We start from the raw sequence: 23,779 nt of genomic DNA on the forward strand, positions 1-23,779 counted from the left end.
CGCCGGGTCGGCGGCGTTCGACGCACGCTCCAGCGCGCCATCTCCCGACGGATCGGCGGCGGCCGCCCGGGCCCACCACTGACCGGGCCACCCCGATCGAAGCGGCCACCGAAGGACCGCGACCGGCAGGGTGGCCCTTCTTCTCCTCCCCAGAGCCGAGTGGACCGGGCCACTCTCGGAGCATCACCTCGAGATCGGATGCCCCATGCTCGCCCTGCTCCTCGTCCTCGTCCTCCTCACCGCCGTCGCGGTTCCGCTCGCGCTCGCAGTCCGGCGCGACGGGTACTCCCCCGTCGCGTTCGACCGCGCCTACGACAGCCGGGGCGGCGGCGCCTGACACGGTGCCGCCGCCCCGCGGGTCCGCGCTCAGTCGACGCGGTCCGGCTCCGGGATGCTCGGCGCTGCCTGCAGTCCGCCGCTCAGCGCGTAGCGCTCCTCGGGCGAGAGGACGAGGCGCTTCCGGCCCCAGACCGCGAAGCCGATCAGGATGATCACGTAGACCACGGCGATGGCGATGATCGCCGGCTGGAACGCGTCGTTGAAGAGAAAGCCGAGGAAGATCAGCACGTTGATCAGCGCCGCGATCACCGCCCCCGGGACGCCCCACGGGCTGCGGTACGGACGGCTCGCGTTCGGGAACCGGCGGCGCAGCAGCACGAACGACACCATCTGCATGAAGTAGGCGACGACCGCACCCCAGACCGCGATGTTCAGCACGATCGCGCCCGCGACGGCGCCGACGTTGTCCGGGTCGAGCCGGCTGAGCACGTCGACGACGACGAGGGCGACGAAGCCGATCACGGCACCCACGGTGAGCGCGACCCACGGCGTCTGGCGCTTGCCGGTGAGTGAGAAGACCCGCGGGTAGTAGCCGGCCCGCGAGAGCGAGTACATGTTGCGCCCGTAGGCGAACATGATGCCCTGCAGCGAGGCGAGCAGCCCGATCAGGGCGAAGAGCGCGAGCACAGCGGCTGCGCCGTCGCCGACCATCGCGCGGAAGCCGTCGAGCAGCGGCTCGGTCGAGACGCCCATGTCCTCGGAGCCGATCAGCGCCGTGTTGAGGAAGAGCACGAGCAGGCCGGTCACGATCAGGGTGCCGCGGGCCCAGAAGCCGGCGCGGGGGATGTCGCGGACCGGGTCGTGCGCCTCCTCGGCCGCGAGCGGCAGCTCCTCGATGCCGAGGAAGAACCACATGGCGAACGGCAGCGCGAAGAGGATCGGCAGGACGCCGTGCGGGAGGAACTCGGTCTGACCGGCGTCCGGCGCGATGTTCCACAGGCTCGACCAGTCCAGCGCCGGCGAGAGCAGGGCCATCACGGAGAAGGCGAGGAGGATCGCGATGGAGACGATCGAGACGACGATCGCGAAGCGGAACGAGATGGCCGCGCCCGCCGAGTTCAGGGCGACGAAGACGATGTAGAGGACCAGCCACCAGATCCACATCGCGCCGGAGAGATCGAAGCCGAGCAGCTCGCTCGTCACCCCGTTCGCGTACTGCGCGGAGAAGAAGACGACCACGGCGGTGGTGGCCACGTACTCGATGGTCTCGGCCAGCCCCGTCACCAGGCCGCCCCACGGCCCCATCGCCGAGCGGGCGAAGGAGTAGGCGCCGCCGGTGTGCGGCATGGCGGCGGACATCTCGCCGATCGAGAAGATCAGGCCGTAGTACATCACCACGAGGACGGCGAAGGCGATCAGCATCCCGCCGAAGCCGGCGAAGTCGATGCCGAAGTTCCAGCCCGAGAAGTCGCCGGAGATGACGGCGGCGACCGCCAGGCCCCACAGGCCCCAGACGCCGGCGGAGCGGCGCAGGGTCCGCTTCTCGAAGTAGCCCGCCTCGGCCTCGCGATAGGTCACCCCCGCGGTACTGGTGACGTTCGCGGAGTCGGGTCCGGACGCCGCCGGGCGCCGCGCACCCTTGCTCGTCGGAGTCTGCTTCGTCTGCTCTGCCATCGGGTCTCCTCGGCTCGGGTGGTCCGAGCATAGGGACCTCAATGGACGCTGGGAAGACCGATGGCGTTACGACGGTGTGAACGGCGCGATCCGAAGGGTCCGAGCGTCAGCGCGTGTCCCGCGCCGTCCGCGCCGGCGTCACTCCGCCGGCGACAGCGGCTGTGCTTCAATGGACCTCGATCCGACCATGCGGCCTCGTCCGGCCCCCGGCGGAGTGACCCTCGGAGGCATCCCATGGCACCTGTCAGCGCCGAGAGCAGTGCCGCCGATCGACGCAGTGCGGCCGATCCGGTCGTCGCGCGGGGCATGCTCACCCTCGAACGACTCGACGCGCTCATCGAGGCCGGTGAGATCGACACGGTGATCGTCGCCTTCACCGACATGCAGGGCCGGCTCGTCGGCAAGCGCATCTCGGCGCGGCTGTTCCAGGACGACGTCGCCGCGCACGGCGCCGAGTGCTGCAACTACCTGCTCGCCGTGGACGTCGAGATGAACACCGTCGCCGGCTACGCGATCTCGAGCTGGGAGCGCGGCTACGGCGACATGAAGATGATCCCGGACCTCTCGACGCTGCGTCTCGCGCCGTGGCTGCCGGGGACCGCGCTGGTGACGGCCGACCTCACCTGGCTCGACGACGCTCCGGTCGGCGAGGCGCCGCGGCAGATCCTCCGCGCGCAGCTGGACCGCCTCACCGAGCGCGGCCTCGAGGCGTTCGTCGCCACCGAGCTCGAGTTCATCGTGTTCGACGACTCCTACCGCGAGGCGTTCGCGAAGGGCTACCGCGGCCTCACTGCGGCCAGTGACTACAACATCGACTACGCGCTGCTCGCCTCGACCCGGATGGAGCCGCTGATGCGGGACATCCGCGTGTCCATGGAGGGCGCCGGCCTGTACTGCGAGGGCATCAAGGGCGAGTGCAACCTGGGCCAGCAGGAGATCGGCTTCCGCTACGACGCCGCCCTCGTCACCTGCGACAACCACTCGATCTACAAGTCGGGGGCGAAGGAGATCGCCGACAAGCACGGCAAGAGCCTGACCTTCATGGCCAAGTTCAACGAGCGCGAGGGCAACTCCTGCCACATCCACCTCTCCCTCCGCGGCACCGACGGCACACCCGTCTTCGCCGACGCGGAGAGCGAGCACGGGATGTCAGCGCTGTTCCGGCACTACCTGGCCGGCCAGCTCGCCGCGATGCGCGAGTTCACCCTCTTCTTCGCGCCGAACATCAACTCGTACAAGCGCTACGTCGACGGGTCCTTCGCGCCGACCGCCGTCGCCTGGGGTCTCGACAACCGCACCTGCGCCCTGCGCGTCGTCGGCCACGGCACCGGGATGCGCGTCGAGAACCGCGTGCCGGGAGGCGACGTCAACCAGTACCTGGCCGTCGCCGCGCTCGTCGCCGCCGGGCTGCACGGCATCGAGAACGAGCTGGAGCTCGAGGACGTCTGCACCGGCAACGCCTACGGCTCGGGAGCGCCGCGCGTCCCGACGACGCTGCGCGAAGCCGCTGACCTGTTCGAGTCCTCCGCCCTGGCGCGGGCCGCCTTCGGCGACGAGGTCGTCGACCACTACGTGAACAACGCCCGGGTGGAGCTCGCCGCCTACGACGCCGCCGTCACCGACTGGGAGAGGGTGCGCGGCTTTGAGCGGCTCTGACCTGCGGACGGACTCCGAGCAGGGTCCCGTCGCCCCGCGTCCGATCATCGGGCTCACCACCTACCGCGAGCGCGCCGTCTCCGGCGTCTGGGACGTCGAGGCGTCCTTCCTGCCCGCGAACTACATCGACTCGGTGACGCGGGCCGGCGGCGTGGCGCTGCTCCTGCCGCCGCAGCCCGCCTCGGCGGAGACCGCTCGCGCCGTCGTCGAGCGCCTCGACGGGCTGATCGTCTGCGGCGGCAAGGACATCGACCCCGCCCGCTACGGCCAGGAGGCGCACCCCGAGACCGACGCGCCCCGCCCCGAGCGCGACGCATGGGAGGACCACCTGATGACCGCCGCGCTCGAGGCCGACCTGCCGTTCCTCGGCATCTGCCGCGGCGCGCAGCTGCTCAACGTCTCGCTCGGCGGCACCCTGCACCAGCACCTGCCCGACGTCGTCGGCGACCGCCGCTACCAGGCGGGCGGCGGCGTGTTCTCGCACGTCGACGTCGCGGTCGAGCCGGAGTCGCGCCTGCGCGGGCTGCTCGGCGAGGACGCCGTCGTCGCGCAGGTGTACCACCACCAGGCGGTCGACCGGGTCGCGGACGGCCTCGAGGTCGCCGCGCGGACCGCCGACGGCACCATCGAGGCGCTCGAGCTGCCGGGCCGCCGCTTCGCGCTCGGCGTGCAGTGGCACCCGGAGGAGGACACCGCCGACACCCGCCTCTTCACCGGCCTGGTGGCCGCCGCGCTCGCGCACCGCGCGGGCGCCGGCACGGCAGAAGGCTCCTCCCTCAGAACCCCGAAGGACGCACTCCGATGACCCCGCAGACGCCGACTCCGCAGACACCGACCCCGCAGACGACGACGCAGACCCTCGTCGACCCCTCGACGGGCGCCGCCTTCGACGAGCTCGCCCTCGCCGATCTCGCGACCGTCGACGCCGCGATCGAGCGCGCGGCCGCAGCTCAGCGCGGCTGGGCCGCGCTGGCGCCGCTCGACCGGGCCCGCGCCCTTCGCCGCTTCGCCGCCGCCGTCGACGGCGCGATCGAGGAGCTGGCGCAGCTCGAGACCCGGAACTCCGGTCACCCGATCACGCAGTCGCGCTGGGAGGCGGGGCACGTCCGCGACGTCCTCGAGTACTCCTCCGCCGCTCCGGAGCGCCTGCTCGGCGCGCAGATCCCGGTCGCCGGCGGGCTGGACGTCACGGTGCACGAGCCGCTCGGCGTCGTCGGCATCATCACGCCGTGGAACTTCCCGATGACGATCGCCTCGTGGGGCTTCGCACCGGCGCTCGCCGCGGGCAACGCCGTCGTGCTGAAGCCGGCCGAGTGGACGCCGCTGACGAGCCTCCGCCTCGCCGAGCTGGCCCTCGCGTCCGGACTGCCGGAGGGCCTCTTCCAGGTGCTGCCCGGCCGGGGCGACGTCGTCGGCGAGCGCTTCGTGACGCATCCGCTGGTCCGCAAGGTCGTCTTCACCGGATCGACGCGCGTCGGCAAGCGGGTGATGGCGGGCTGCGCCGACCAGGTGAAGCGGGTCACGCTCGAGCTCGGCGGCAAGAGCGCGAACATCGTCTTCGCCGACTCCGACCTGGACCGCGCCGCGAGCACCGCCCCCTACGGCGTCTTCGAGAACGCCGGTCAGGACTGCTGCGCCCGCAGCCGGATCCTGGTCGAGCGGCGCGTCCTCGACCGCTTCCTCGAGCTGCTCGAGCCGGCCGTGCAGGGCGTCGTCGTCGGCGACCCTCGCGACGAGGCGACCGAGATGGGCCCGCTGGTCTCCGCCGCGCACCACGAGCGCGTCGCCGCCTTCGTCCCGGACGCAGCACCCGTCGCGTTCCGCGGCTCGGCCCCCGCCGGCCCCGGCTTCTGGTTCCCGCCGACCGTGCTGCTGCCCTCGAGCGGCGACCCGGTCTGGCGCGAGGAGGTCTTCGGCCCCGTCGTCTCCGTCCTCCCCTTCGAGGACGAGGCCGACGCGATCCGGCTCGCCAACGACACCGACTACGGCCTCTCCGGCTCGATCTGGACCCGCGACCTCGGCCGCGCGCTGCGGATGTCGCGGGCGGTCGAGAGCGGCAACCTGTCCATCAACTCGCACTCCTCGGTCCGCTACTCGACCCCGTTCGGCGGCTTCAAGCAGTCCGGGCTCGGCCGCGAGCTCGGACCTGACGCGGCGCTCGGCTTCACCGAGACCAAGAACATCTTCTTCGCGGCCGACTGACCCGGCCCCGTCCCACCCCCGCACCCTCCCGTGAAAGGCCGCACCATGGCTCTCCCTCCCCTCGACACCACCCCGATCGACCTCACGCAGCGCCTCGCCGGCAAGGTCGCCGTCGTCACCGGCGGCGCCAGCGGGATCGGCCTCGCCACCGCCACGCGCTTCGCCCGCGAGGGGGCGCGCGTGGTGATCGCCGACGTCGACGTCGCGCGCGGCACCGAGGTCGCCGAGGCGCTGGGCGGGATGTTCGTGCGGGTCGACGTCACCAGCGAGGCGGAGGTCGACGCCCTCTTCCAGGCCGCGGTCGACGTCTACGGCTCCGTCGACATCGCCTTCAACAACGCGGGCATCTCGCCGCCCGACGACGACTCCATCGAGACGACCGAGCTGCCGGCGTGGGAGCGCGTGCAGGACGTCAACCTGAAGTCGGTCTACCTCTGCTGCCGCGCGGCGCTGCGGCACATGACGAAGCAGGGCCGCGGATCGATCATCAACACGGCCTCGTTCGTGGCGGTGCTCGGCTCGGCGACGTCGCAGATCAGCTACACCGCGTCGAAGGGCGGCGTGCTCGCGATGAGCCGCGAGCTGGGCGTGCAGTTCGCGCGGCAGGGCATCCGGGTGAACGCGCTCTGCCCGGGCCCCGTGAACACCCCGCTGCTGCAGGAGCTGTTCGCGGCCGACCCGGTGCGGGCTCAGCGCCGGCTCGTGCACATCCCGGTCGGGCGCTTCGCCGAGCCGGAGGAGCTCGCCGCCGCGGTGGCCTTCCTCGCCAGCGACGACGCGTCCTTCATCACCGGGTCGACGTTCCTCGTCGACGGCGGCATCTCCTCCGCCTACGTGACCCCGGAGTGAGCGCGACGTGAGCGCGAGCACCGGGACGGGCGGGGCGGACGACGACGCGGTGGGCCGCCCGGCGGCTCCGGCGGCGAGCGCCAGGGAGGCGATCCTGCGGCGGCTGCTCCGGAGCAACGCCTTCGAGGAGACGGTGCAGCGGCTGATGCAGACGGTGAATCTCGGGCTCGTGGGGCCCGGCGAGCGGCTGCCCTCCGAGCGCGAGCTCGCCGCACAGCTCGGCGTGGGACGCGACACCCTGCGCGAGGCGATCGCCTCGCTCGCGGACGCGGGGTACCTGGTGGTGCGGCGCGGCCGGTACGGCGGGGCCTTCGTGGCGGAGGAGCTGCCGACGGCACCGGTCGGCCGGCGCGGCTTCGACCGGGCCGAGATCGACGACGTGGTGGGGCTGCGCGAGATCCTCGAGGTGGGGGCCGCGCGGCTCGCGGCCGGAGCTGACTTGACCGCCGCCGACCGGGAGCAGCTGTTCCAAGCCCTCGCGGACGTCGAGGGCGCGAGTCCCGAGGACTACCGGCGGCTCGACTCCCGGCTGCACCTGACCATCGCGGAACTGGCCGGCGTCCCGTCGCTGCTGCCGCTCGTGGCCGAGAGCCGGACGCGGGTGAACGCCCTGCTGGACGACATCCCGCTGCTGCCGCGGAACATCACCCACGCGGACGAGCAGCACCGGGCGCTCGTGACGGCGATCCTCACCGGGCGGGCGGCGGAGGCGGCCCGGCTGATGACGGAGCACGTGCACGCCTCCGCGGCGCTGCTGCGGGCGTTCCTGACCTGAGCGGGAGCGCCCAGCCGGTCAGTTGACGTCGGTGCCGGTCGCGATCGCGACGAACGGCACGAGCAGGCCGAGGAAGAGCAGGGCGACGACGAACAGCGCGACGAGCCCGATCATCACCGCGTTGAGGACGATGCCCCAGATCGCGAGCGTGCGGCCGGTCGGCTCGCGGCGGAGGCCCAGGATGCCGAAGATCAGGCCGGCGACCGGCGCGATGACGGTGAGGCCGAAGAAGACCGAGGTGACGCCGAGGATGAGGCTGGTCAGCGAGAACGGGGTGGACGGCGTCGGGGCGACGGCGATGGGCGGGACGCCGTAGGGGGCCGGGTGCCGCGCGGCGGGCCGCTCGAACGGCGGGTCCTGCTGCTCGGACTGCTGCTGCCGCGACTCCGGGGCCGGGTCGGTGAGGACGGCGGTCGAGCCGTAGACCTCGGTGGGCTGCTCGTCGGCGGAGGTGGTGCGGGTGGACGTGGTGGCGGCGGTCGGGGTGGTCTCGGCGTTCGACATGTTCGGTGCTCCTTCTGCGGGGTGCGGTGCCGGGGCGCCCGGCGATGCCTCCACGCTACGGAGGACGCGGATCCTCCCCCATCCGGATAACCCCCGGGCCGGACGGGGAACCCCCCGCTCACTCCCGGGGGCCGGTGCGAGACTGAGGGGACCGGCGGAGCGCCGGGACGATCGCGAGGGAGCGGCCGCGGATGGACGACGACGAGACGCTGCGCCGCCGCCGCGACGGCCGCGGGGCCCGCGCGATCTGGCTCGCCGGACTGTCGGCGATCGCGGGCTTCGTCATCCTCTCCCCGCTGATCTCGGTCACCGCGACGGTGATGGCCTGGGGTGCCCGGCGTCGCGGCGGCACTCTGAGCGACCGCAACGGCGTCGTCGCCGTGAACTGGCAGCTGACCTACCTCGCCCTCCAGCTGATGCTCGTGCCGCTGCACCTCGCGCTCGTCTCGGTCCGCGACACCTACGGCGGCGGCTGGCCCACCCTCACCATCGCGGCCATCCTCGGCCTCTTCGTTCTGAATCTCGTGCTCTGCGTCGTGCTCGGCGTCCGCTCGGGCCGCGGCCGCAGCGTCCGCCTCGTCATCGCGGTGCCGTTCGTCCGCTCCTCCCGGCCGGTGCGCTGAACAAGATCCGACGCGTCCTCTCCGCGGTGTCAGCAGGTGAACGCGCCGCTCACGATCCCCCCCAGAAGGCCGCCTGTCGCCGCGGCGATCGCCCCGGGCCCTGTGATCGCCCCGACGAACCCTCCCCAGGCTGCTCCACCGATGCCATTGCCCGCCACGCAGTGACCCCATTCCTTGGAGCCCCAGTCGCTCGAGAGCGCCCGCGGCGGCGCGCCCTTCGCGGGGATGAGAGAGCTGCTCCCGGAGGAGAAGTGGAAGGTCACCGTGTTGGAGTCATCGAGCGTCCAGGTCCCCGTCACGCTCCGCCCACTGGCGCCGCTGATCGTCTTGGGTAGTGCGTCCGAGGTCACACTTCCATCAGTGATTCGGATGCGTCCATCTTTCGACTTCACGGGCAGGGCTCCGCCGCCGACGTCGAACGTCACTCCCGTGGCTGTCACGCGTTTCACCGCGATCTCGGCATGTCCGCTGGACTGCACCAACGCCGGTGCTTCCACCGCGGCCGACGCCGCAGCGAAGGGCGCTCCACTGAGGGCCGTCGCGCAGACAGCCACCGCCGTCAGGGTCATTCGAATGCTCTTCATTGAGTACCTTCCTCGATCTTGTCATCGGCGCTGACTGCGCCAGAGGGTGAGCAATGCACGGCAGACGAGATATGTGATCGCGATGGCCACGGCATTGATCACCACGGTCCACGGGTCGATCGCTCCGACTGCTTTGGCGATGGCGCCGCCGCACAACGATCCGACGAAGGCGATCACGACGAATCCCCACGGTGTCCGCGTTCCCCATATCGGGTCTCGCTTCCGCTCTTCTTTCGGCTGTTCTGCCTCACCCATCTGAGAACCATACTGAAATGGTTACGATGCCTACGACGCCAGGATCGATTGCGCGAACTTGGCGCGCGATCACGCATCTCCGGGAGTGCTCTCACCTGGGCCGATGCAGCGAATCCGAGCGCGATGTCGATCCCGCCGGGGCACAGGGCCCGCCGGCGCGGGATGGCAGGGTGGTGGGGTGACGCCGATCGCCTTCCCCCCGCCCGTGTCCGTGGTCGCCGACGACGGGACGCGGATCGCGACGTACTCGCTCGGCGACGAGGGGGCGCCGACCGTGCTGGCGGTGCACGGGTTCGCGTCGAACGCGGTGCTGAACTGGGAGACGGCGGGCTGGCTGCGGACGCTGAGCCGCGCCGGGTACCGGGTGGTCGCGCTCGACCAGCGCGGGCACGGCGCCAGCGAGAAGCCGCATCGCGCCGGCGCGTACGGGGTCGACCTGATGGTCGCCGACATCGTGCGGGTCATCGAGACCTACGACCTGATCGCTCCGCACTACCTCGGCTACTCGCTCGGCGCGCGGATGGGCTGGGTGCTCGGGATGGAGCATCCGGAGCTGCTCGCGACGCTCAGCCTCGGCGGGCTCACGGTGGGCGAGCCGCTGCGGCACTTCGATGCGGCGGCGGCCAGGGCGCGGGTGGCCGACGGCGGCGAGATCGACGACCGGTTCACCCGCGCGTTCATCGGCATGGCGGAGGGCGTCGCAGGGAACGACCTGGCCGCCCTGGTGGCGGTGGCCGACGGGGTGCGCGGCGGGGCGCATCCGGAGCTCGGCGCGCACCCCGAGCTCCCGACGCTGATGGTGACGGGCGGGGCCGACCCGATCGCGCCCGGCGGGGCGCGGCTGGCGGAGGAGGCGGGCGCGCGCTTCGTCAGCGTGCCGGGCCGCGACCACACGAGCACGGTGCCGGCGCGGGCGTTCAAGGACGCGGTACTGGCGTTCCTGGCGGAGCACGCCTGACGCGTGCGGGCGGGCCGGCGTGCGATCCGCAGGCGATCCCGGCGGGAGCGCGCTCTCGTCCGCGCGGAGGCGCCGGCGGAGCGCCGGATCACCTGCGGATCGGACGGGACCGCCCGTGGAGGCCCGCGGCGTAGCATCGCGGCATGCTTGCGATCCGCGTCGAGAACCCCGGCCCCGACTCCCGCCTCGTGCTCGAGGAGACCGCCACCCCCTCCCCCGGACCCGGTGAGGTGCTGCTCCGCGTGGCCGCCGCGGGCGTGAACCGCGCCGACCTCGGGCAGCGCGCCGGCGTCTATCCGCCGCCGGCCGGAGCGTCGGAGATCCTCGGCATGGAGGTGTCCGGGACGGTCGTCGGTCTCGGCGAGGGCGTCACGACGGTCGCGCAGGGCGACGAGGTCTGCGCACTCCTCTCCGGCGGAGGCTACGCCGAGCACGTCGTCGTCGACGCGGGGCTGCTGCTGCCGGTCCCCGAGGGCGTCGACCTGATCTCGGCGGCGGCGCTGCCCGAGACGACCGCGACCGTCTGGTCCAACCTGGTGCTGGTCGCCGGGCTCCGCGCCGGCGAGACCGTGCTGATCCACGGCGGAGGCAGCGGCATCGGCACCACGGCGATCCAGATCGCCGCGGCGATCGGCGCCCGGGTCGCCGTGACGGCCGGCAGCCCGCGGAAGCTCGACGCCTGCCGGGCGCTCGGCGCGGACATCCTGATCGACTACCGCGAGCAGGACTTCGTCGAGCGGATCGCCGCTGAGACGGACGGCGGGGTCGACGTGATCCTGGATCCGGTCGGCGGCGACTACCTCGCCCGCGACGTCGAGGCGCTCGCGCTCGGCGGCCGCGTCGTCTTCATCGGCAACCAGTCCGGCACGCAGGGCTCCCTCGACATCGGGACGCTGATGCGCAAGCGCGCGGCCGTGCACGCCACGACGCTCCGCGCCCGGCCGCTCGAGGAGCGGCGCGCGATCGTCGCCGCGGTGCGGAAGAGCGTCTGGCCGCTCGTCGCGGACGGGACGGTGCGGCCGGTGGTCGACGAGGTGATCCCGCTGGCCGAGGCCGAGCGGGCGCACGAGCGGATGACCGCCTCCGGGCACATCGGCAAGCTGCTGCTCACCCCGTGACGGACGGCTGACGACACAGCATCAGCCGAGAGGCCCCGTCAGCCGCGATCGGCGATGACGGGGCCTCTCGGCTGATGCTGTGCGGTGCGGAGCGGTCAGACCGCTGCGCGGAGCAGGCCGAGCGAGCGGTTGATGCCGTCGACGTCGACGCTCGCGGGGTCGAACGTCGCCTCGGGGGCGAGTCCGAGGGCGTCGAGCGCCTCCGCGTGGTCGGCGGACGACGGGTCCGTCGCGGCGCGGACCGTGTCCGCCCAGGCGGCCGGGCCGCCGGGGGCGTCGAGCGGAGCGGCTCCGCGCGCGCCGGTGCAGCGCGGCAGGGCGGCGCCCAGCGGCGACACCGACTCGAGGCGGATGACGTGGCGCCACTCGTCCTCGAGGTCGTAGACGTAGAACAGCTCGTCGCCGACGCTCTCGAGCACCTCGGCGAGCGCGACGCCGCCCTCGTCGACGAGGTCGGAGCCGAGCTCCTCCGCGTCGGCCGGCGAGCCGATCGGCGCGTGCTCCTCGTCGGGCACGCCGACGCTGAAGTAGTGCGGCTGCGCGTCGGTCCAGCCGAGCGAGAGCTGCAGGGCGAGGTGCAGATCGCGCAGCGACGACTCCGAGGACAGCTCGAGCCGGCGCCAGACGACCGGCTTGGTGCCGAGCAGCGAGACGTGCAGGGCGTAGGCGGAGTCGGTGTCCTCCGTCGCCTCGTCGAGGATCTCGAGGCGGGTCGCGTCGCCGGCACCGAGGAGCACGATGCTCGCGCGGACGACCGAGGCGAGGACCGGTTGCAGGCCCTCGGGCAGCACGTAGCCGAACTCGGGCGAGTGCAGCAGCAGGCCGAGCTCGGCGGCGTCGTCGAGCATCCGCTCGGCCGCGCCGACCATCCGCTCGCGCTCGTCCAGGGCGTCCTCGAGCGAGACGTCGAGTTCGGCGGCGAGCTCGTCGACCAGCTCGCCGACGACGAGGCCCTCGTGGATCTGCGCCTGGCAGGCGACCGCGATCCGCGCGAGGACGGCGTCGGTGGTGGTGATCGCGCGCTCGCGCGGCGAGAAGGCGCCGTTCTCGGTGTCGGCGGCGGCGAGCGCCTCCTGCGCGCTGACGAGCCAGAGCTCGATGAAGCGGGCGATGTAGGCGATGCGCTCGACCGTGGCCTCGCGCGCCTCGGAGCTGCGCCAGGCCGGCGCGGCGTCGCCGAGGCCCGCGGTGGAGCCGTCGGCGTCGAGCACGTCGGAGGCGACCAGCGCGTCCCACCAGGCCGAGACCGGGATGCGGACGGCGTCGTCGCTCGGGGACGAGCCGGCGGAGGAGACGCCGGCCTCGACCACGATCTCGCGGGCGGCGCGCTCGGAGACCGTCGCTCCGTCGGTGGCGGCGAGGTGCTCGACGACGACGTCGGCGGCGTGCACGAGGGCGGTGGCGCGGGCAGCGGACAGCATCTCGGCGTCCGGGACCTCGTCGACCTCGAGCAGGTCGTCGAGGACGGCCTCGACGAAGGAGCCGGCGAGGTCGAGGACCTCGTCCAGCACGGCCTGGCACTCGTCGAGCTCCTCGTCGGTGCCGGTCCAGAGGTCCTCGTTGGTGAGGAAGTCGAGGAAGTGCTCGACGACCTCGGCGACGGTGAAGAGGGTGTCGTCCAGGTCTGCCTCGCTCTCCTCGCCGGAGAGGTCGGCCTCGATCTGGTCGAAGACGGCCTCGAGGAGCTCGGCGTCGGGCTGGGCGAACGAGCCGCGCGGGCGCAGGTCGCGGGTCATGGCGAAGAGGTCGGTGAGGACCTCGACGGCCTCGTCGACGTCGAGGTGCTCGTGCAGGACGGCGACGTCGGCGAGGTGCGACCGGTACCAGCTGCGGAACCGCACCATCAGTGCGGTCTCGGCCGTGCGGCCGCCGCCGCCCTGACCGCCCGAGCCGCCGGAGCGCCCGCCTCCGGATCGTCCCTGATTGCGCTTCTTGCCCATCGTTCCTCCGCGACCGCTCCCCCTCGACGACGGAGCAGTACAGCCTACCCAGTGCGGGCGAGCCGGGTCACGCGCGGGGACCGCCGGGAATGAACGCTCCGCGAACTCGCGTGCGGTCGATCGACCGTCCCGCACACCTCCTCGAGCGAGGGCCCTCCGCGCGTTGACAGCGGGCCGCTGCCCTGCCTGACTGGGCTCGACGCGAGGAGGCGCTCATGGCGGGGATCACCGCATTCGACCACGTCGGAGTGACGGTGCACGATCTCGAGACGGCGACGGCGTTCTTCGTCGGGCTGGGTCTCGTGCTCGAAGGGCGCGCGCCCGTGGAGGGCGAGTTCCTCGACACGGTGGTCGGCATGCAGGACGCCCGCACCGACATCGTGATGCTGCGGCCACCCGGTGGCGGGACCGCGGTCGAGCTCTCGCGGTTCGTCCGGCCTGCACCGCGGCCCGTTCCCGCCGCCGTCGAGGCTGACGAGCCGGGGCTCCGGAGCCTGGCCTTCGTCGTCGACGACCTCTCCGCCGTCCTCGAGCGGCTCGCGGCCGACGGGTACGGACTGGTCGGCGGTGTCGGCGAGTACGAGGGGGCCTGGCGGATGGCGTACGTCCGCGGACCGGAGGGCGTCATCGTCGCGCTCAGCGAGCGGCTGGCCTGAGGCGCTCCTCCGCTCGGATCGATCCGTCGCGAAGGGCTGTCTCGCTCGCTTCGATCCGTCGCGGACGGCTCTCTCGCGTGCTCCGGCACGTGCTTCCCCGACGGATCGATCGGTGCCTCGGCGGTGCGGCCGGGTGCGGCCGGGTGCGGGTCGGCGTAGCGTCGGGCCATGGGTGCATGGAGTGGGGAGCCGTTCGGCAACGACACGGCGAGCGACTGGGTCTACGAGCTCGACGAGGCCGGCGACTGGCAGTACGTCCGCGAGGCGCTGGACGCCGCCGTCGCGCCGACGCAGGTGGACGCGGATGCGGCGACCTGCGCGATCGCGGCCGCCGAGGTCGTCGCGCGCGGGCTCGGCCGCGAGGGCGGCCCGCACGCCGACACGATCGCGCACTTCGTGCAGCGGGCCGGGCGACCCGACGACGAGCTCGTGGCGCTCGCCCTCGCCGCGCTGGCCGCCTCCGACTCGCCCGGGAGCGAGCTCACCGAGCTCTGGGAAGAAGCGGACCCGGAGGAGTGGCGCGAGGCCAACGACGCGGTGCGGAGTGTGCTCGAGGAGGCCTGATCGCGAGAGAAGCCCGCGGGCGACGACGCGCGCGCGCGACTAGCGTGGCGGAGGCGACCGCACCCGGTCGCGACGAGAGCGACGAGGGGCCACGATGCCGGACTTCACCACGGACGACGGGGTCCGGCTGAGCTGGACCGAGCAGGGCGACCCGGCCGGGCGGCCGGTGGTGCTGATCGCCGGATTCAAGGCGCCGGCGACGAGCTGGAAGCCGCAGCAGGGGCCGCTCGCGGAGGCCGGCTACCGGGTGATCTCGTTCGACCGGCGGGGGCACGGGCTGTCCGAGCGGACGGAGGCCGGCGCGACGATGCTCCGGCACGGCGAGGATCTCGCGCAGCTGCTCCGGCACCTGGACCTGGAGGGCGCGGCGCTGGTCGGCGGCTCGATGGGCGGCAACTCGATCTGGGCGTTCCTGGCGGGCTCCGCGGGAGGCACGGCAGGAAGCACCGACGAGAGCACCGTCGAGAGCACCGACGCGAGCCGTGTCGACCGCATCGTGATCGTCGACCAGACGCCGCGGATGCTCAACGGCGGCGACTGGCCCTACGGCTTCTACGACTACACCGAGGCGAACCGCGACACCCTCTTCGCGACGACCATCCCCGATCCGGGGCGCTGGAGCATCGCCTCGAAGGGGCCGGTGCGGATCGCGCGGCTGCTGAAGGCGCTCGGCGGCGGCGAGCGCCGGGAGCTCACCGAGACCGAGCGGCGGCTGCTGAACGACCACGCGCGGGCCGACTGGCGGCCGGTGATCGCGCGGACGAGCGTGCCGGTGCTCTTCGTCGCCGGGCGCGAGAGCGAGTTCTGGCCGGCCGAGCACGCGGCGGCCGCGGCCTCGCTCGCCCCGCACGGCGACTCCCTCGTCATCGAGAAGGACGGCCACGCGGCGAACATCGAGCAGCCGAAGGTCTTCACCGAGGCGCTGCTGGAGTTCCTGGGGCGCTGATCCCGGGAGAACCGACAGCGGGGCTTCAGCCCGGGAACGCCTTGCCCGGGTTGAGCACGCCGAGCGGATCGAGCGCGTCCTTGATCGAGCGGTGCATCCCGAGGACGCGCGGGCCGAGCTCGTCGGCCGCCCCCGGCAGCTTGAGCCGGCCCACGCCGTGCTCGCCGGTGACCGTGCCGCCGAGGTCCAGGCAGTCGTCGACGATGCGGTCGAAGGCGCTCTTCGCGCGGGCCTTCGCAGCTTCGTCGCCCTCGGGCGCGATGATCAGCGGGTGCAGGTTGCCGTCGCCGGCGTGCGCGATCGTCGCGATGACCACGTCGTGGTCGGCGGCGGCCGAGCGGATCCGCGCGAGCATCTCGGGGACGGCCCCGCGCGGGACGCAGACGTCCTCGGTGAGCACCGGGCCCAGGCGCTCGAGCGCCGGGTAGGCGAGGCGGCGGGCGAGGAAGAGCCGGTCGACCTCGTCCTGGTCGGTGGCCTGCTCGACGGAGAGCGCGCGGGCGCCGGCCATCAGCGCCTCGACGCGGTCGGCGGCGGTGCGGCCCGCCTCCCCCGGCTCGTCGACCTTGGCGAGCAGCAGCGTGTCGACGCCGTGCGGCAGCCCGAGGTGCTGCCAATCGTCGACGGCGCGCAGGCAGGTGCTGTCGATGATCTCGAGGGCGGAGGGGATGATCCCGGCGGCCGAGATCGCGGCGACCGCGACTCCCGCGTCCTCGAGCGAGCCGAAGGAGCCGACGATCGCGCGCTGCTCGCGGCCGTCGAGCGGGAGCAGGCGCAGCGTCAGCTCGACGATGATGCCGAGCGTGCCCTCCGAGCCGACCATCAGGCCGGTGAGGTCGTAGCCGACGACGCCCTTCGCGGTGCGGCGGCCGAGGCTGACGAGCGAGCCGTCGGCGAGGACGACCTTCATCCCGAGCACGTAGTCGCGGGTGACGCCGTACTTCACGCAGCAGATGCCGCCGGCGTTGGTGGCGGCGTTGCCGCCGATGGTCGAGATGGCGGAGCTGGCCGGGTCCGGCGGGTACCAGAGTCGGGCCTCGGCGACGGCGGCCCGGAGCGCGTCGTTGATCACGCCGGGCTGGGCGACGACGAAGCGCTCGTCGGCATCGATCTCGAGGACGGCGTCCATCCGCTCGAGCGAGACGACGAGGCAGCCGGCGAGCGCGTTGGCTCCGCCGGAGAGGCCTGTACCCGCGCCGCGCGGGACCACGCTGAGACCCGCGCGCGCGGCGACGCGGACGGCGTGCGCCACGTCCTCCGCGCTCTCGGCGAGGACGACCGCGAGCGGCAGGCCGTACGGCGCCCACTCGGCGTCGTCGTGGCTGTACGCCTGGAGGACGTCGCGGTCGGTGACGACGCGCTCGCCGAGCCGCTCGCGCAGCTCGTCCAGAACGCGATCCCTGGCCGGCGGCCCGCCCTGGCTCCGCTCGCGATCCTGGGTCTGCACCGGCACCGTCTCCACGACGGACGAACCTACACCCGGCGCCTGCGGGTGCGCGGATCCGCCTCCCGCCGGATCGGAGCGCCCGAGCGCGACCTTCGGAGCCCCGCGCACGATGGGTGAAGGCGTGTTTCGATCATGAGAAATCACGCAGCGATCTCGCGGAAGGGGTTGCGCTGGTCCCGCGTTCTCGTTGGAATCGCGGGATGACCGAGACGACGAACGCCGCCGCCAGTGCCCCCGCGAAGGGCGGAGGGGCGCTGAAGAAGGTCATCACCGGCCCGCTGCTCTTCGCCTTCATCGTCGGCGACACCCTGGGCGCCGGCATCTACACGCTGGTCGGCACGATGGCCGCCGACGTCGGTGGGGTGATCTGGCTGCCGCTGCTGATCGCGCTCGTCATCGCGCTGCTGACGGCCGGCACCTACGCCGAGCTGATCACCAAGTACCCGCACGCCGGCGGCGCCGCCCGCTACGTGGACCGGGCGTTCGGCAAGCCGTACCTGTCGTTCCTGGTCGGCTTCCTGATGATGGCCTCCGGGATCACCACCGCCGCCTCGCTCGCCAACGCGTTCGCCGGCGACTACCTCGGTGCGCTGCTCGACGTGCCGCCCGTGCCGACCGCGATCGTCTTCATCGCGGTGCTCACGCTGATCAACCTGCGCGGGGTGAAGGAGTCGCTGACCGCGAACCTGGTCGCCTCGGTGATCGAGGTCAGCGGACTCGTGATCGTGATCGTCTGCGCGGCGATCTTCTTCGGCGGGGGCAACGGCGACGCCGGCCGCGTCCTGGAGTTCAACCCCGAGGTCGCCCCGTTGCAGGGCGCCTTCGCCGCCTCCATCGTCGCGTTCTTCTCATTCCTCGGCTTCGAGGCCGCGGCGAACATGGCGGAGGAGGTCCGCAACCCCTCGAAGGTCTACCCGCGTGCGCTGTTCGGCGCGCTGATCACCGCCGCCGTGGTCTACCTTCTGATCGCGCTCGGCGCGGTGATCGTGCTGCCGAACGAGGAGCTCGCGGCGTCGACCGGCCCGCTGCTCGACGTGGTCGCGGCCAGCGGAGTGGCGGTGCCGCCGTGGCTGTTCGGCCTGATCGCGCTCATCGCCATCGCCAACGGCGCGCTGCTCTTCATGGTGATGGCGAGCCGCGTCGGCTTCGGTCTGGCGAAGTCGGGGCTGCTGCCCAGCGCCTTCGGCCGCGTGCTGCCGAACCGCCGCACCCCCTGGGTCTCGATCGTCGTCGTCGGCGGCGTGACGATGCTGCTCAGCCTGATCGGCGACGTCGGCACGCTGGCCGAGACGACCGTGCTGCTGCTGCTCCTGGTCTTCATCTCGGCGAACATCTCGGTGCTGGTGCTGAAGAAGGACCGCGTGGACCACCCGCACTTCTCGGTGCCGCGGGTCGTCCCGATCCTCGCGATCATCACGAGCGTCGTGCTGCTGACGCAGCAGACCGGCGTGGTCTGGCTCGGGACCGCCGGCTACGTGGTGGTCGGGACGCTGCTGTTCCTGGCGACGCGCTTCGGCAAGAAGAAGCACGCGGAGCAGGTCGAGGCGGCGGAGAGCTCGGACCGCTCCTGAGCGGTGTCCGGCGCCGGAGCCGCGCGCAACATCAGCTGAGAGGGGCAAGCCTCCGCTGTGGGGCGAGGGTCCCTCGTCTCAGCTGATGTTGCGCGGCGGGTGTGCGAGCGTGGGGTCATGTCCGTCTCCGTCGCGCCGTTCCCGCCCGCCGAACTCGCCGAGTGGATGTCCCTCCAGCGCGCGACGTACATCGAGGACCGGATCCGCGCCGGCGACGACGAGGCCGCCGCCGTGCGGAACGCCGACGCGAACGACGAGCGGCTGTTCCCGGGCGGCGTCCTCGCCCCGGGCCACGACGTGCTGCGGGTCCTCGACGACGGGCGCCCGGTCGGCGTGATCTGGGTCGGCCCGCACCCGCAGGAGCTCGAGGGCGTCGCCTACATCTGGGACGTCGAGGTCGACCCTTCGGAGCGCGGCCGTGGCTTCGGCCGCGCGGCGATGCTGCTGGCGGAGGAGCACGCCCGCTCGCGCGGCTACCGGGCGCTCGCGCTGAACGTCTTCGGCTTCAACACCGCGGCGCGGGGACTGTACGAGTCGCTCGGCTACGAGCCGACGTCGCTCCAGATGCGCAAGGAGCTCGGCGCCGCGGAGGCGTGACTCACTTCGTCGCGTTCGGATGCCGGGTGTGCACCTGCTCGAGGAACACCGTCCGGCCCACCACGAAGAACCAGAGGCGCGCGTCGCCCTGCCGCGTCGGCTTGTGCTGCCAGCGCTCGTGCACGACGGCGCCCTTCGTCAGGGTGCCGAGCTCGCCCCGCAACCGGTAGTTCAACGGGGTCGTCGCCGCCGGCGTCCGCGTCAGGAAGTCCCACGCCTCCGCCAGGGCGTTCCGGCTGGTGGCGCAGAGGTCGGTCCAGCCCTTCTGCGCCTGCAGCGTCGCGAAGCGGATCTCGTACTCCGACTTCTTGAGAGGCCGCTCGACGCGGCTGTCCCTCGCCACGGCTATGGACGCTCGACGACGATGCCGGTCTCGAGCCAGTCGACCGGCATGATCGCGAGTCCGTCGGCGATCGCCGTGGCCGACTCCCGCCAGGAGACCAGCTCGGCCGCGGCCAGGTGCGCGTGACCGGTGGCGAAGGACGCGCGCGCCGTCGACAGCAGGTCCTTCGCGCACTGCTCCCGGTCCGGGCCGGACAGCGCGAGCATCCAGGGGAAGACCTGCGCCATCCGGTCGCCGAGCGTTCCCCGGTCGTCGGTCGAGACCGCGATGAGCTGGGCGGCCAGCTGCAGCAGCTGCTCGCGCGAATCCGCCTCGCGCTTGGACATCAGCACGAGGTCGTCCCCGTCGCGACGCGTGACGTCGACCGGCTGCTCCTCCGCTGCGGCGAAGACGGCACGGGCGTTCCGGCTCAGCTCGGAGGACTGGAACGTCGGGATCGGGGTGGTGGCCATTCCTCTATCATAGTTCAGAACGAATTCTGAAGTAGAGGAGGCGCGAGACATCGCGTGCACGAGCGCCGTCCGGCGTTCGGTGGACATCTTCGCGCGAGAAGGCTTCGGGAGCACCGCTGTAGGTTGGCTGGCATGCCCGATGACGACGTCCTCGACGCCCTCCGCGCCTTCGTCCGGGAGCGGGAGTGGGCGCAGTTCCACTCGCCGGAGAACCTCGCGAAGAGCATCAGCATCGAGTCGGGCGAGCTGCTCGAGTGCTTCCAGTGGGGCGAGGGCGACCTCCCCGCGGCGGTCGACGAGCTGGCGGACGTGCTGACGTACTGCTTCCTCCTCGCGGACCGGCTCGGAGTCGATCCCGGCGCGATCGTCCTCGACAAGCTCGAGAAGACGCGCGCGAAGTACCCGGTGGAGAAGGCGCGCGGCCGGAGCGAGAAGCATGACCGGCTTTGAGCTCGAGCGCCTGCCCTTCGACGGGGACCGGGTGCGCGCCTGGGGAGCCGCCGACCCCCGGCACCGCAACTGGCCCGTCGTGTACGTCCTCGACAGCGCCTCGGAGGTCTACGTCGGCGAGTCGCTCAACGCGGAGGCGCGACTGCGCCAGCACCTGGACTCACCGATCAAGAGCCGCCTCGATCGTGTGCGGGTGGTCTTCGACGACACGTTCAACAAGTCGGCCTGCCTCGATCTCGAGTCGTTCCTGCTGCGGATGCTCGCCGGCGAGGGTCGCCTGACGGTCCTCAATCAGAACGCCGGCATCACCGACGCCGACTACTTCGACCGCGCCTCCTACCGGGAGACCTTCGACGAGGTCTTCGAGGTGCTCCGCACCCAGGAGCACCTCTTCCAGCGGACGATCCCGGAGATCGTCAACAGCGACCTCTTCAAGCTGTCGCCGTTCAAAGCGCTCAACCACGATCAGGCCGTCGCCGTCGAGGACATCCTCGAGGGGCTGTTCGCCGACCTCGAGACTGGCGAGCGGAGCACCGTCGTCGTGCAGGGCGACCCAGGCACCGGGAAGACCGTCGTCGCGATCTACCTGCTGAAGCTCCTGCAGGACATCCGCCGGCACGATCCGGAGGAGCCGCTGGACGCCGACTCCGTCTTCAGCGAGTTCTTCACCCCGGGGCACGCCGAGCTGCTCGCGACACTGCGGGTAGGCCTCGTCGTGCCGCAGCAGTCGCTGCGCGGGTCGATCTCGCGGGTCTTCACCCTCACGCCGGGGCTGTCGAAGGACCTCGTGCTGACGCCGTTCCAGGTCGGCGAGAGCGAGGAGCCCTTCGATCTGCTGCTCGTGGACGAGGCGCACCGGCTCAGCCAGCGCGCGAATCAGCCGTCAGGGCCGCTGAACCGGAAGTTCATCGACATCAACGAGCGCCTCTTCGGCGCGGACTCGCCGGAGCACACGCAGCTCGACTGGATCCGCGCGCAGAGCCGGCACACGATCCTGATGCTCGACACCGCGCAGACCGTGCGCCCGGCGGACCTGCCCGCCACCGTCACCCGAGCCGTCCTGGCAAAGGCGTCGGCCGCGGGTCGGCTCTACCCGCTCCGCTCGCAGATGCGCATCGCCGCGGACAAGGACTACGTCGGCTACGTGCGCGCCGTGCTGTCCGACGATCCTCCCCCCGCGCGCGAGGACTTCGGCGGGTACGACCTCCGCTTCTTCGACGATCCGAGCGAGCTGCGGCGTGCCGTGGTGCAGCGCGACCGGGAGCACGGCCTCTCGCGCTTGGTCGCCGGCTACGCCTGGAAGTGGGTCACGAAGACGGACAAGAGCGCCTTCGACATCGTGATCGGCGACGAGTCCCTTCGCTGGAATCAGACGCAGCGGGACTGGATCAATTCCCCCGGCGCGATCGACGAGGTCGGCTCCATTCACACGGTGCAGGGCTACGACCTGAACTACGCCGGAGTGATCATCGGCCGGGATCTGCGCTACGACACCGCCTCGGGCCGCATCGTCTTCGATCGCGCGCACTCCTTCGACAAGAAGGGCCGCGAGAACAACAAGAAGCTCGGCATCACCTACAGCGACGAGGACCTGCTCGCGTACGTTCGCAATATTTACACGGTGCTGCTGACGCGCGGGATCAGGGGGACGTACGTGTACGTCTGCGACGAGGCGCTCCGGGCGCACCTGGCGCGCTACTTCTGAGCAGGGGATCGCGGAGCCGCAGACGTTCGGAGTCACATGACACGACGAAAAGCAGTACAGGTATACTAACCCTGTATTGAATTCTGCTGAGGGGAGGGCGAGCGTGGACGCGACGACTGTGCCGGACCTTCTCGACTACCGCGGTCTGGCTGCGCAAGGCCTCACCCGATACGGCCTCGACGGCTTGATCCGGACGGGCGAGTTCGAGCGCATCGCTCCCGGCCTGTTCCTCCGATCTGGGCTCGCCGACGACACGACGGCGGCGTGGATCGCGATCGCGGCGAAGAACGCCGACGCCACGCTGTGCCTCCTCACGGCGCTCTCGCTGCACGAGCTGACCGACGAGATCCCTTCTCGAAGCGACGTCGCTGTTCCACGCGGCGCTCAGACGGTCACCGTGCATCACGCCCTCCTCACCTGGCACCGGTTCGACGCCGGCACGTTCGGCGTCGGTCGCGGTGAACACGCACTCCCCGGCGGGATGTCGATCGGCCTCTACTCGGCCGAGCGCACCCTGATCGACGTCTTCCGGCTGCGGCACGTCTGGGGCGCCGACCTGGCGCTCGGCGCGCTCAAGCAGTGGCTCCGCAGGCGGGGCAGCAGCCCGGGTGCGCTGCTCGCGATGGCCGAGGACTTCCCGATGGCGCGTCCCGCACTCCAGCAGGCCCTGGAGGTTCTTCTGTGAGCCCTGGTCCGCAGCGCGGCACTCCGGAGGGCGACGCGACTCTCGCCATCCGCTCCTTCGCCCGGCGGTCCGGCGCGGACGTGCAGGAGCTGATGACTCTGTACGCGCTCGAGGGGCTGCTGGCGCGGATCGCGCTCTCCGAGTACCGCGAGGACTTCGTTCTCAAGGGCGGTGTGCTGCTCGCCGCGTTCGCTGCGCGCCGCCCGACGAAGGACATCGACCTCCAGGCGACCGGACTCGACAGTGACCCCGAGGAGGTCGCGGAGCGTGTTCGAGCGATCGCGGCGCTGGGGTGCGCCGACGGCCTCGTCTTCGACCCCTCCGCCGTCACCGCGACGACGATCCGCGACGAGGACGAGTACGCGGGCGTGCGAGTGAGACTGACCGCGCGGCTCGGCTCTGCGCGGTTGACCATCGGGATGGACGTGAACTTCGGCGACCCGATCTGGCCCGCACCGCGCCTCGTCGACCTGCCGCGCGTCGTTCCTCTCGGCCTCCCGCCCGTGACGGTGCTCGGCTACCCGCTGACGATGGTGTTCGCCGAGAAGATCGTCACTGCCATCGACCGCGGTGTCGCCAACACTCGATGGCGTGACTTCGCCGACGTCTACGCGCTCACCCGACTCCACTCTGTCGACGCAGGAGAGCTCCGCACCTCGATGACCGCTGTCGCCGAGTACCGCGGGGTCGCGCTGGCGCCCCTCCTGCCCGCGCTCGCGCCCATGAGCGAACGATCGCAGCAGAAGTACCGCGCCTGGCGTACCCGCTCGCACCGTGACGGCGAGGTCCCCGAGGCGTTCGGCGACCTGCTCGGCGCGGTCGCGCGCTTCGCCGACCCGGTGCTGTCCGCCGCCGCAGTGCCAGGTCGATGGAACCCTGTCGTCGCGACCTGGGAGTGAGGGCAAGGCCTCGCTGCCGACCGGCGCGGGGATCCGGGACGACGAGG

Annotated in this window: 26 protein-coding genes; 18 read left to right on the forward strand and 8 right to left on the reverse strand. The window is 72.0% G+C overall.

The window, feature by feature from the left end; translation table 11 throughout:
* Positions 1-205 precede the first annotated feature (205 nt).
* A complete protein-coding gene (locus HQQ86_RS21700) occupies positions 206-337 on the forward strand; it encodes a hypothetical protein (RefSeq protein ID WP_301952289.1) in 132 nt (43 codons plus the stop codon).
* A gap of 29 nt (positions 338-366) precedes the next feature.
* Here the strand turns inward: HQQ86_RS21700 and HQQ86_RS07975 are convergent, their stop codons facing one another.
* The gene (locus HQQ86_RS07975) at positions 367-1,953 is read right to left on the reverse strand and encodes an amino acid permease (RefSeq protein WP_173287634.1); all 1,587 of its coding nucleotides are present in this window, start codon (positions 1,951-1,953) and stop codon (positions 367-369) included.
* Positions 1,954-2,259: 306 nt separating this feature from the next.
* Here HQQ86_RS07975 and HQQ86_RS07980 point away from each other — a divergent pair, with 306 nt between their 5' ends.
* Genes HQQ86_RS07980 through HQQ86_RS08000 form a run of 5 tightly spaced genes read left to right on the forward strand, consistent with a single transcriptional unit; the run spans position 2,260 to position 7,435 of the window.
* Positions 2,260-3,609, forward strand: coding sequence for a glutamine synthetase family protein (locus HQQ86_RS07980; RefSeq protein WP_173288718.1), 1,350 nt, complete (start codon positions 2,260-2,262; stop codon positions 3,607-3,609).
* On the forward strand, positions 3,596-4,414 hold the full coding sequence (locus HQQ86_RS07985) for a gamma-glutamyl-gamma-aminobutyrate hydrolase family protein (protein ID WP_254071977.1): 819 nt from the start codon (positions 3,596-3,598) through the stop codon (positions 4,412-4,414). The genes HQQ86_RS07980 and HQQ86_RS07985 overlap by 14 nt, the downstream gene beginning before the upstream one ends.
* Positions 4,411-5,811 (forward strand): aldehyde dehydrogenase, encoded by a 1,401-nt coding sequence (locus HQQ86_RS07990; RefSeq protein ID WP_173287635.1) that lies wholly within the window; start codon positions 4,411-4,413, stop codon positions 5,809-5,811. The genes HQQ86_RS07985 and HQQ86_RS07990 overlap by 4 nt, the downstream gene beginning before the upstream one ends.
* A gap of 45 nt (positions 5,812-5,856) precedes the next feature.
* On the forward strand, positions 5,857-6,660 hold the full coding sequence (locus HQQ86_RS07995; RefSeq protein ID WP_173287636.1) for a 3-oxoacyl-ACP reductase: 804 nt from the start codon (positions 5,857-5,859) through the stop codon (positions 6,658-6,660).
* 7 nt (positions 6,661-6,667) lie between these two features.
* Positions 6,668-7,435, forward strand: a complete 768-nt coding sequence (locus HQQ86_RS08000; RefSeq protein WP_173287637.1) for an FCD domain-containing protein — start codon at positions 6,668-6,670, stop codon at positions 7,433-7,435.
* A gap of 18 nt (positions 7,436-7,453) precedes the next feature.
* Here the strand turns inward: HQQ86_RS08000 and HQQ86_RS21235 are convergent, their stop codons facing one another.
* Positions 7,454-7,939: a DUF4190 domain-containing protein gene (locus HQQ86_RS21235; protein WP_254071978.1), complete on the reverse strand. Its 486-nt coding sequence runs from the start codon at positions 7,937-7,939 to the stop codon at positions 7,454-7,456.
* A 191-nt stretch (positions 7,940-8,130) separates the two neighbouring features.
* Between HQQ86_RS21235 and HQQ86_RS08010 the strand changes: the two genes are divergently transcribed.
* Positions 8,131-8,562, forward strand: coding sequence for a DUF4870 domain-containing protein (locus HQQ86_RS08010; RefSeq protein WP_173287638.1), 432 nt, complete (start codon positions 8,131-8,133; stop codon positions 8,560-8,562).
* Positions 8,563-8,591: 29 nt separating this feature from the next.
* Here the strand turns inward: HQQ86_RS08010 and HQQ86_RS08015 are convergent, their stop codons facing one another.
* On the reverse strand, positions 8,592-9,146 hold the full coding sequence (locus HQQ86_RS08015) for a hypothetical protein (protein ID WP_173287639.1): 555 nt from the start codon (positions 9,144-9,146) through the stop codon (positions 8,592-8,594).
* Between the two features lie 21 nt (positions 9,147-9,167).
* A complete protein-coding gene (locus HQQ86_RS08020; protein ID WP_173287640.1) occupies positions 9,168-9,323 on the reverse strand; it encodes a hypothetical protein in 156 nt (51 codons plus the stop codon).
* Between the two features lie 256 nt (positions 9,324-9,579).
* On the opposite strand from HQQ86_RS08020, the gene HQQ86_RS08025 reads away from it, so the two are divergent.
* Positions 9,580-10,359 carry an alpha/beta fold hydrolase gene (locus HQQ86_RS08025; RefSeq protein WP_367948589.1) on the forward strand — a complete coding sequence of 260 codons (780 nt, stop codon included), beginning with the start codon at positions 9,580-9,582 and terminating at the stop codon, positions 10,357-10,359.
* Between the two features lie 143 nt (positions 10,360-10,502).
* Positions 10,503-11,477 carry an NAD(P)H-quinone oxidoreductase gene (locus tag HQQ86_RS08030; RefSeq protein WP_173287642.1) on the forward strand — a complete coding sequence of 325 codons (975 nt, stop codon included), beginning with the start codon at positions 10,503-10,505 and terminating at the stop codon, positions 11,475-11,477.
* A 95-nt stretch (positions 11,478-11,572) separates the two neighbouring features.
* On the opposite strand, the gene HQQ86_RS08035 is transcribed toward HQQ86_RS08030, so the two are convergent.
* Entirely contained in the window at positions 11,573-13,417 is a 1,845-nt protein-coding gene (locus HQQ86_RS08035) for a plasmid pRiA4b ORF-3 family protein (RefSeq protein WP_173287643.1), read from the reverse strand.
* A 215-nt stretch (positions 13,418-13,632) separates the two neighbouring features.
* On the opposite strand from HQQ86_RS08035, the gene HQQ86_RS08040 reads away from it, so the two are divergent.
* The 3 genes from HQQ86_RS08040 to HQQ86_RS08050 all read left to right on the forward strand — a co-directional run bounded on the left by HQQ86_RS08040 (position 13,633) and on the right by HQQ86_RS08050 (position 15,583).
* Positions 13,633-14,073 carry a VOC family protein gene (locus HQQ86_RS08040; protein WP_173287644.1) on the forward strand — a complete coding sequence of 147 codons (441 nt, stop codon included), beginning with the start codon at positions 13,633-13,635 and terminating at the stop codon, positions 14,071-14,073.
* Between the two features lie 168 nt (positions 14,074-14,241).
* Entirely contained in the window at positions 14,242-14,637 is a 396-nt protein-coding gene (locus HQQ86_RS08045) for a DUF4259 domain-containing protein (protein ID WP_173287645.1), read from the forward strand.
* A gap of 94 nt (positions 14,638-14,731) precedes the next feature.
* Positions 14,732-15,583 (forward strand): alpha/beta fold hydrolase, encoded by an 852-nt coding sequence (locus HQQ86_RS08050; protein WP_173287646.1) that lies wholly within the window; start codon positions 14,732-14,734, stop codon positions 15,581-15,583.
* A gap of 25 nt (positions 15,584-15,608) precedes the next feature.
* Here the strand turns inward: HQQ86_RS08050 and HQQ86_RS08055 are convergent, their stop codons facing one another.
* Positions 15,609-17,030, reverse strand: a complete 1,422-nt coding sequence (locus HQQ86_RS08055; RefSeq protein ID WP_173287647.1) for an FAD-linked oxidase C-terminal domain-containing protein — start codon at positions 17,028-17,030, stop codon at positions 15,609-15,611.
* 200 nt (positions 17,031-17,230) lie between these two features.
* Between HQQ86_RS08055 and HQQ86_RS08060 the strand changes: the two genes are divergently transcribed.
* A complete protein-coding gene (locus HQQ86_RS08060; RefSeq protein WP_173287648.1) occupies positions 17,231-18,601 on the forward strand; it encodes an APC family permease in 1,371 nt (456 codons plus the stop codon).
* 117 nt (positions 18,602-18,718) lie between these two features.
* Entirely contained in the window at positions 18,719-19,198 is a 480-nt protein-coding gene (locus HQQ86_RS08065) for a GNAT family N-acetyltransferase (RefSeq protein WP_173287649.1), read from the forward strand.
* 1 nt (position 19,199) lies between these two features.
* Here the strand turns inward: HQQ86_RS08065 and HQQ86_RS08070 are convergent, their stop codons facing one another.
* Positions 19,200-19,541 carry a hypothetical protein gene (locus HQQ86_RS08070; protein WP_173287650.1) on the reverse strand — a complete coding sequence of 114 codons (342 nt, stop codon included), beginning with the start codon at positions 19,539-19,541 and terminating at the stop codon, positions 19,200-19,202.
* Between the two features lie 2 nt (positions 19,542-19,543).
* Positions 19,544-19,993, reverse strand: a complete 450-nt coding sequence (locus HQQ86_RS08075; RefSeq protein ID WP_123737238.1) for a prevent-host-death protein — start codon at positions 19,991-19,993, stop codon at positions 19,544-19,546.
* Positions 19,994-20,125: 132 nt separating this feature from the next.
* Between HQQ86_RS08075 and HQQ86_RS08080 the strand changes: the two genes are divergently transcribed.
* The 4 genes from HQQ86_RS08080 (at position 20,126) to HQQ86_RS08095 (ending at position 23,732) form a co-directional block, all read left to right on the forward strand.
* Complete coding sequence (locus HQQ86_RS08080) at positions 20,126-20,443, forward strand: nucleotide pyrophosphohydrolase (protein ID WP_173287651.1); 318 nt, start codon at positions 20,126-20,128, stop codon at positions 20,441-20,443.
* Complete coding sequence (locus HQQ86_RS08085; RefSeq protein WP_173287652.1) at positions 20,430-22,148, forward strand: DUF2075 domain-containing protein; 1,719 nt, start codon at positions 20,430-20,432, stop codon at positions 22,146-22,148. The genes HQQ86_RS08080 and HQQ86_RS08085 overlap by 14 nt, the downstream gene beginning before the upstream one ends.
* Before the next feature lie 103 nt (positions 22,149-22,251).
* Positions 22,252-22,833: a hypothetical protein gene (locus HQQ86_RS08090; protein WP_173287653.1), complete on the forward strand. Its 582-nt coding sequence runs from the start codon at positions 22,252-22,254 to the stop codon at positions 22,831-22,833.
* Entirely contained in the window at positions 22,830-23,732 is a 903-nt protein-coding gene (locus HQQ86_RS08095; RefSeq protein ID WP_367948590.1) for a nucleotidyl transferase AbiEii/AbiGii toxin family protein, read from the forward strand. The genes HQQ86_RS08090 and HQQ86_RS08095 overlap by 4 nt, the downstream gene beginning before the upstream one ends.
* The last annotated feature ends 47 nt before the right edge of the window (positions 23,733-23,779 follow it).

Origin of the sequence: Rathayibacter sp. VKM Ac-2857, from assembly GCF_013205025.1 — a bacterium.
Taxonomy (GTDB): Bacteria; Actinomycetota; Actinomycetes; order Actinomycetales; family Microbacteriaceae; genus Rathayibacter.

Excerpts from the sequence above, each read along its gene's own strand:
- HQQ86_RS21235 (WP_254071978.1), bottom strand. The coding sequence starts at position 7,939 with ATGTCGAACGCCGAGACCACCCCGACCGCCGCCACCACGTCCACCCGC.
- HQQ86_RS21700 (WP_301952289.1), top strand. The coding sequence starts at position 206 with ATGCTCGCCCTGCTCCTCGTCCTCGTCCTCCTCACCGCCGTCGCGGTT.
- HQQ86_RS08040 (WP_173287644.1), top strand. The coding sequence starts at position 13,633 with ATGGCGGGGATCACCGCATTCGACCACGTCGGAGTGACGGTGCACGAT.
- HQQ86_RS08045 (WP_173287645.1), top strand. The coding sequence starts at position 14,242 with ATGGGTGCATGGAGTGGGGAGCCGTTCGGCAACGACACGGCGAGCGAC.
- HQQ86_RS08080 (WP_173287651.1), top strand. The coding sequence starts at position 20,126 with ATGCCCGATGACGACGTCCTCGACGCCCTCCGCGCCTTCGTCCGGGAG.
- HQQ86_RS08065 (WP_173287649.1), top strand. The coding sequence starts at position 18,719 with ATGTCCGTCTCCGTCGCGCCGTTCCCGCCCGCCGAACTCGCCGAGTGG.
- HQQ86_RS07980 (WP_173288718.1), top strand. The coding sequence starts at position 2,260 with ATGCTCACCCTCGAACGACTCGACGCGCTCATCGAGGCCGGTGAGATC.
- HQQ86_RS08035 (WP_173287643.1), bottom strand. The coding sequence starts at position 13,417 with ATGGGCAAGAAGCGCAATCAGGGACGATCCGGAGGCGGGCGCTCCGGC.
- HQQ86_RS07990 (WP_173287635.1), top strand. The coding sequence starts at position 4,411 with ATGACCCCGCAGACGCCGACTCCGCAGACACCGACCCCGCAGACGACG.
- HQQ86_RS08075 (WP_123737238.1), bottom strand. The coding sequence starts at position 19,993 with ATGGCCACCACCCCGATCCCGACGTTCCAGTCCTCCGAGCTGAGCCGG.
- HQQ86_RS07995 (WP_173287636.1), top strand. The coding sequence starts at position 5,857 with ATGGCTCTCCCTCCCCTCGACACCACCCCGATCGACCTCACGCAGCGC.
- HQQ86_RS08015 (WP_173287639.1), bottom strand. The coding sequence starts at position 9,146 with ATGAAGAGCATTCGAATGACCCTGACGGCGGTGGCTGTCTGCGCGACG.
- HQQ86_RS08030 (WP_173287642.1), top strand. The coding sequence starts at position 10,503 with ATGCTTGCGATCCGCGTCGAGAACCCCGGCCCCGACTCCCGCCTCGTG.
- HQQ86_RS08085 (WP_173287652.1), top strand. The coding sequence starts at position 20,430 with ATGACCGGCTTTGAGCTCGAGCGCCTGCCCTTCGACGGGGACCGGGTG.
- HQQ86_RS08060 (WP_173287648.1), top strand. The coding sequence starts at position 17,231 with ATGACCGAGACGACGAACGCCGCCGCCAGTGCCCCCGCGAAGGGCGGA.
- HQQ86_RS07975 (WP_173287634.1), bottom strand. The coding sequence starts at position 1,953 with ATGGCAGAGCAGACGAAGCAGACTCCGACGAGCAAGGGTGCGCGGCGC.
- HQQ86_RS08050 (WP_173287646.1), top strand. The coding sequence starts at position 14,732 with ATGCCGGACTTCACCACGGACGACGGGGTCCGGCTGAGCTGGACCGAG.
- HQQ86_RS08010 (WP_173287638.1), top strand. The coding sequence starts at position 8,131 with ATGGACGACGACGAGACGCTGCGCCGCCGCCGCGACGGCCGCGGGGCC.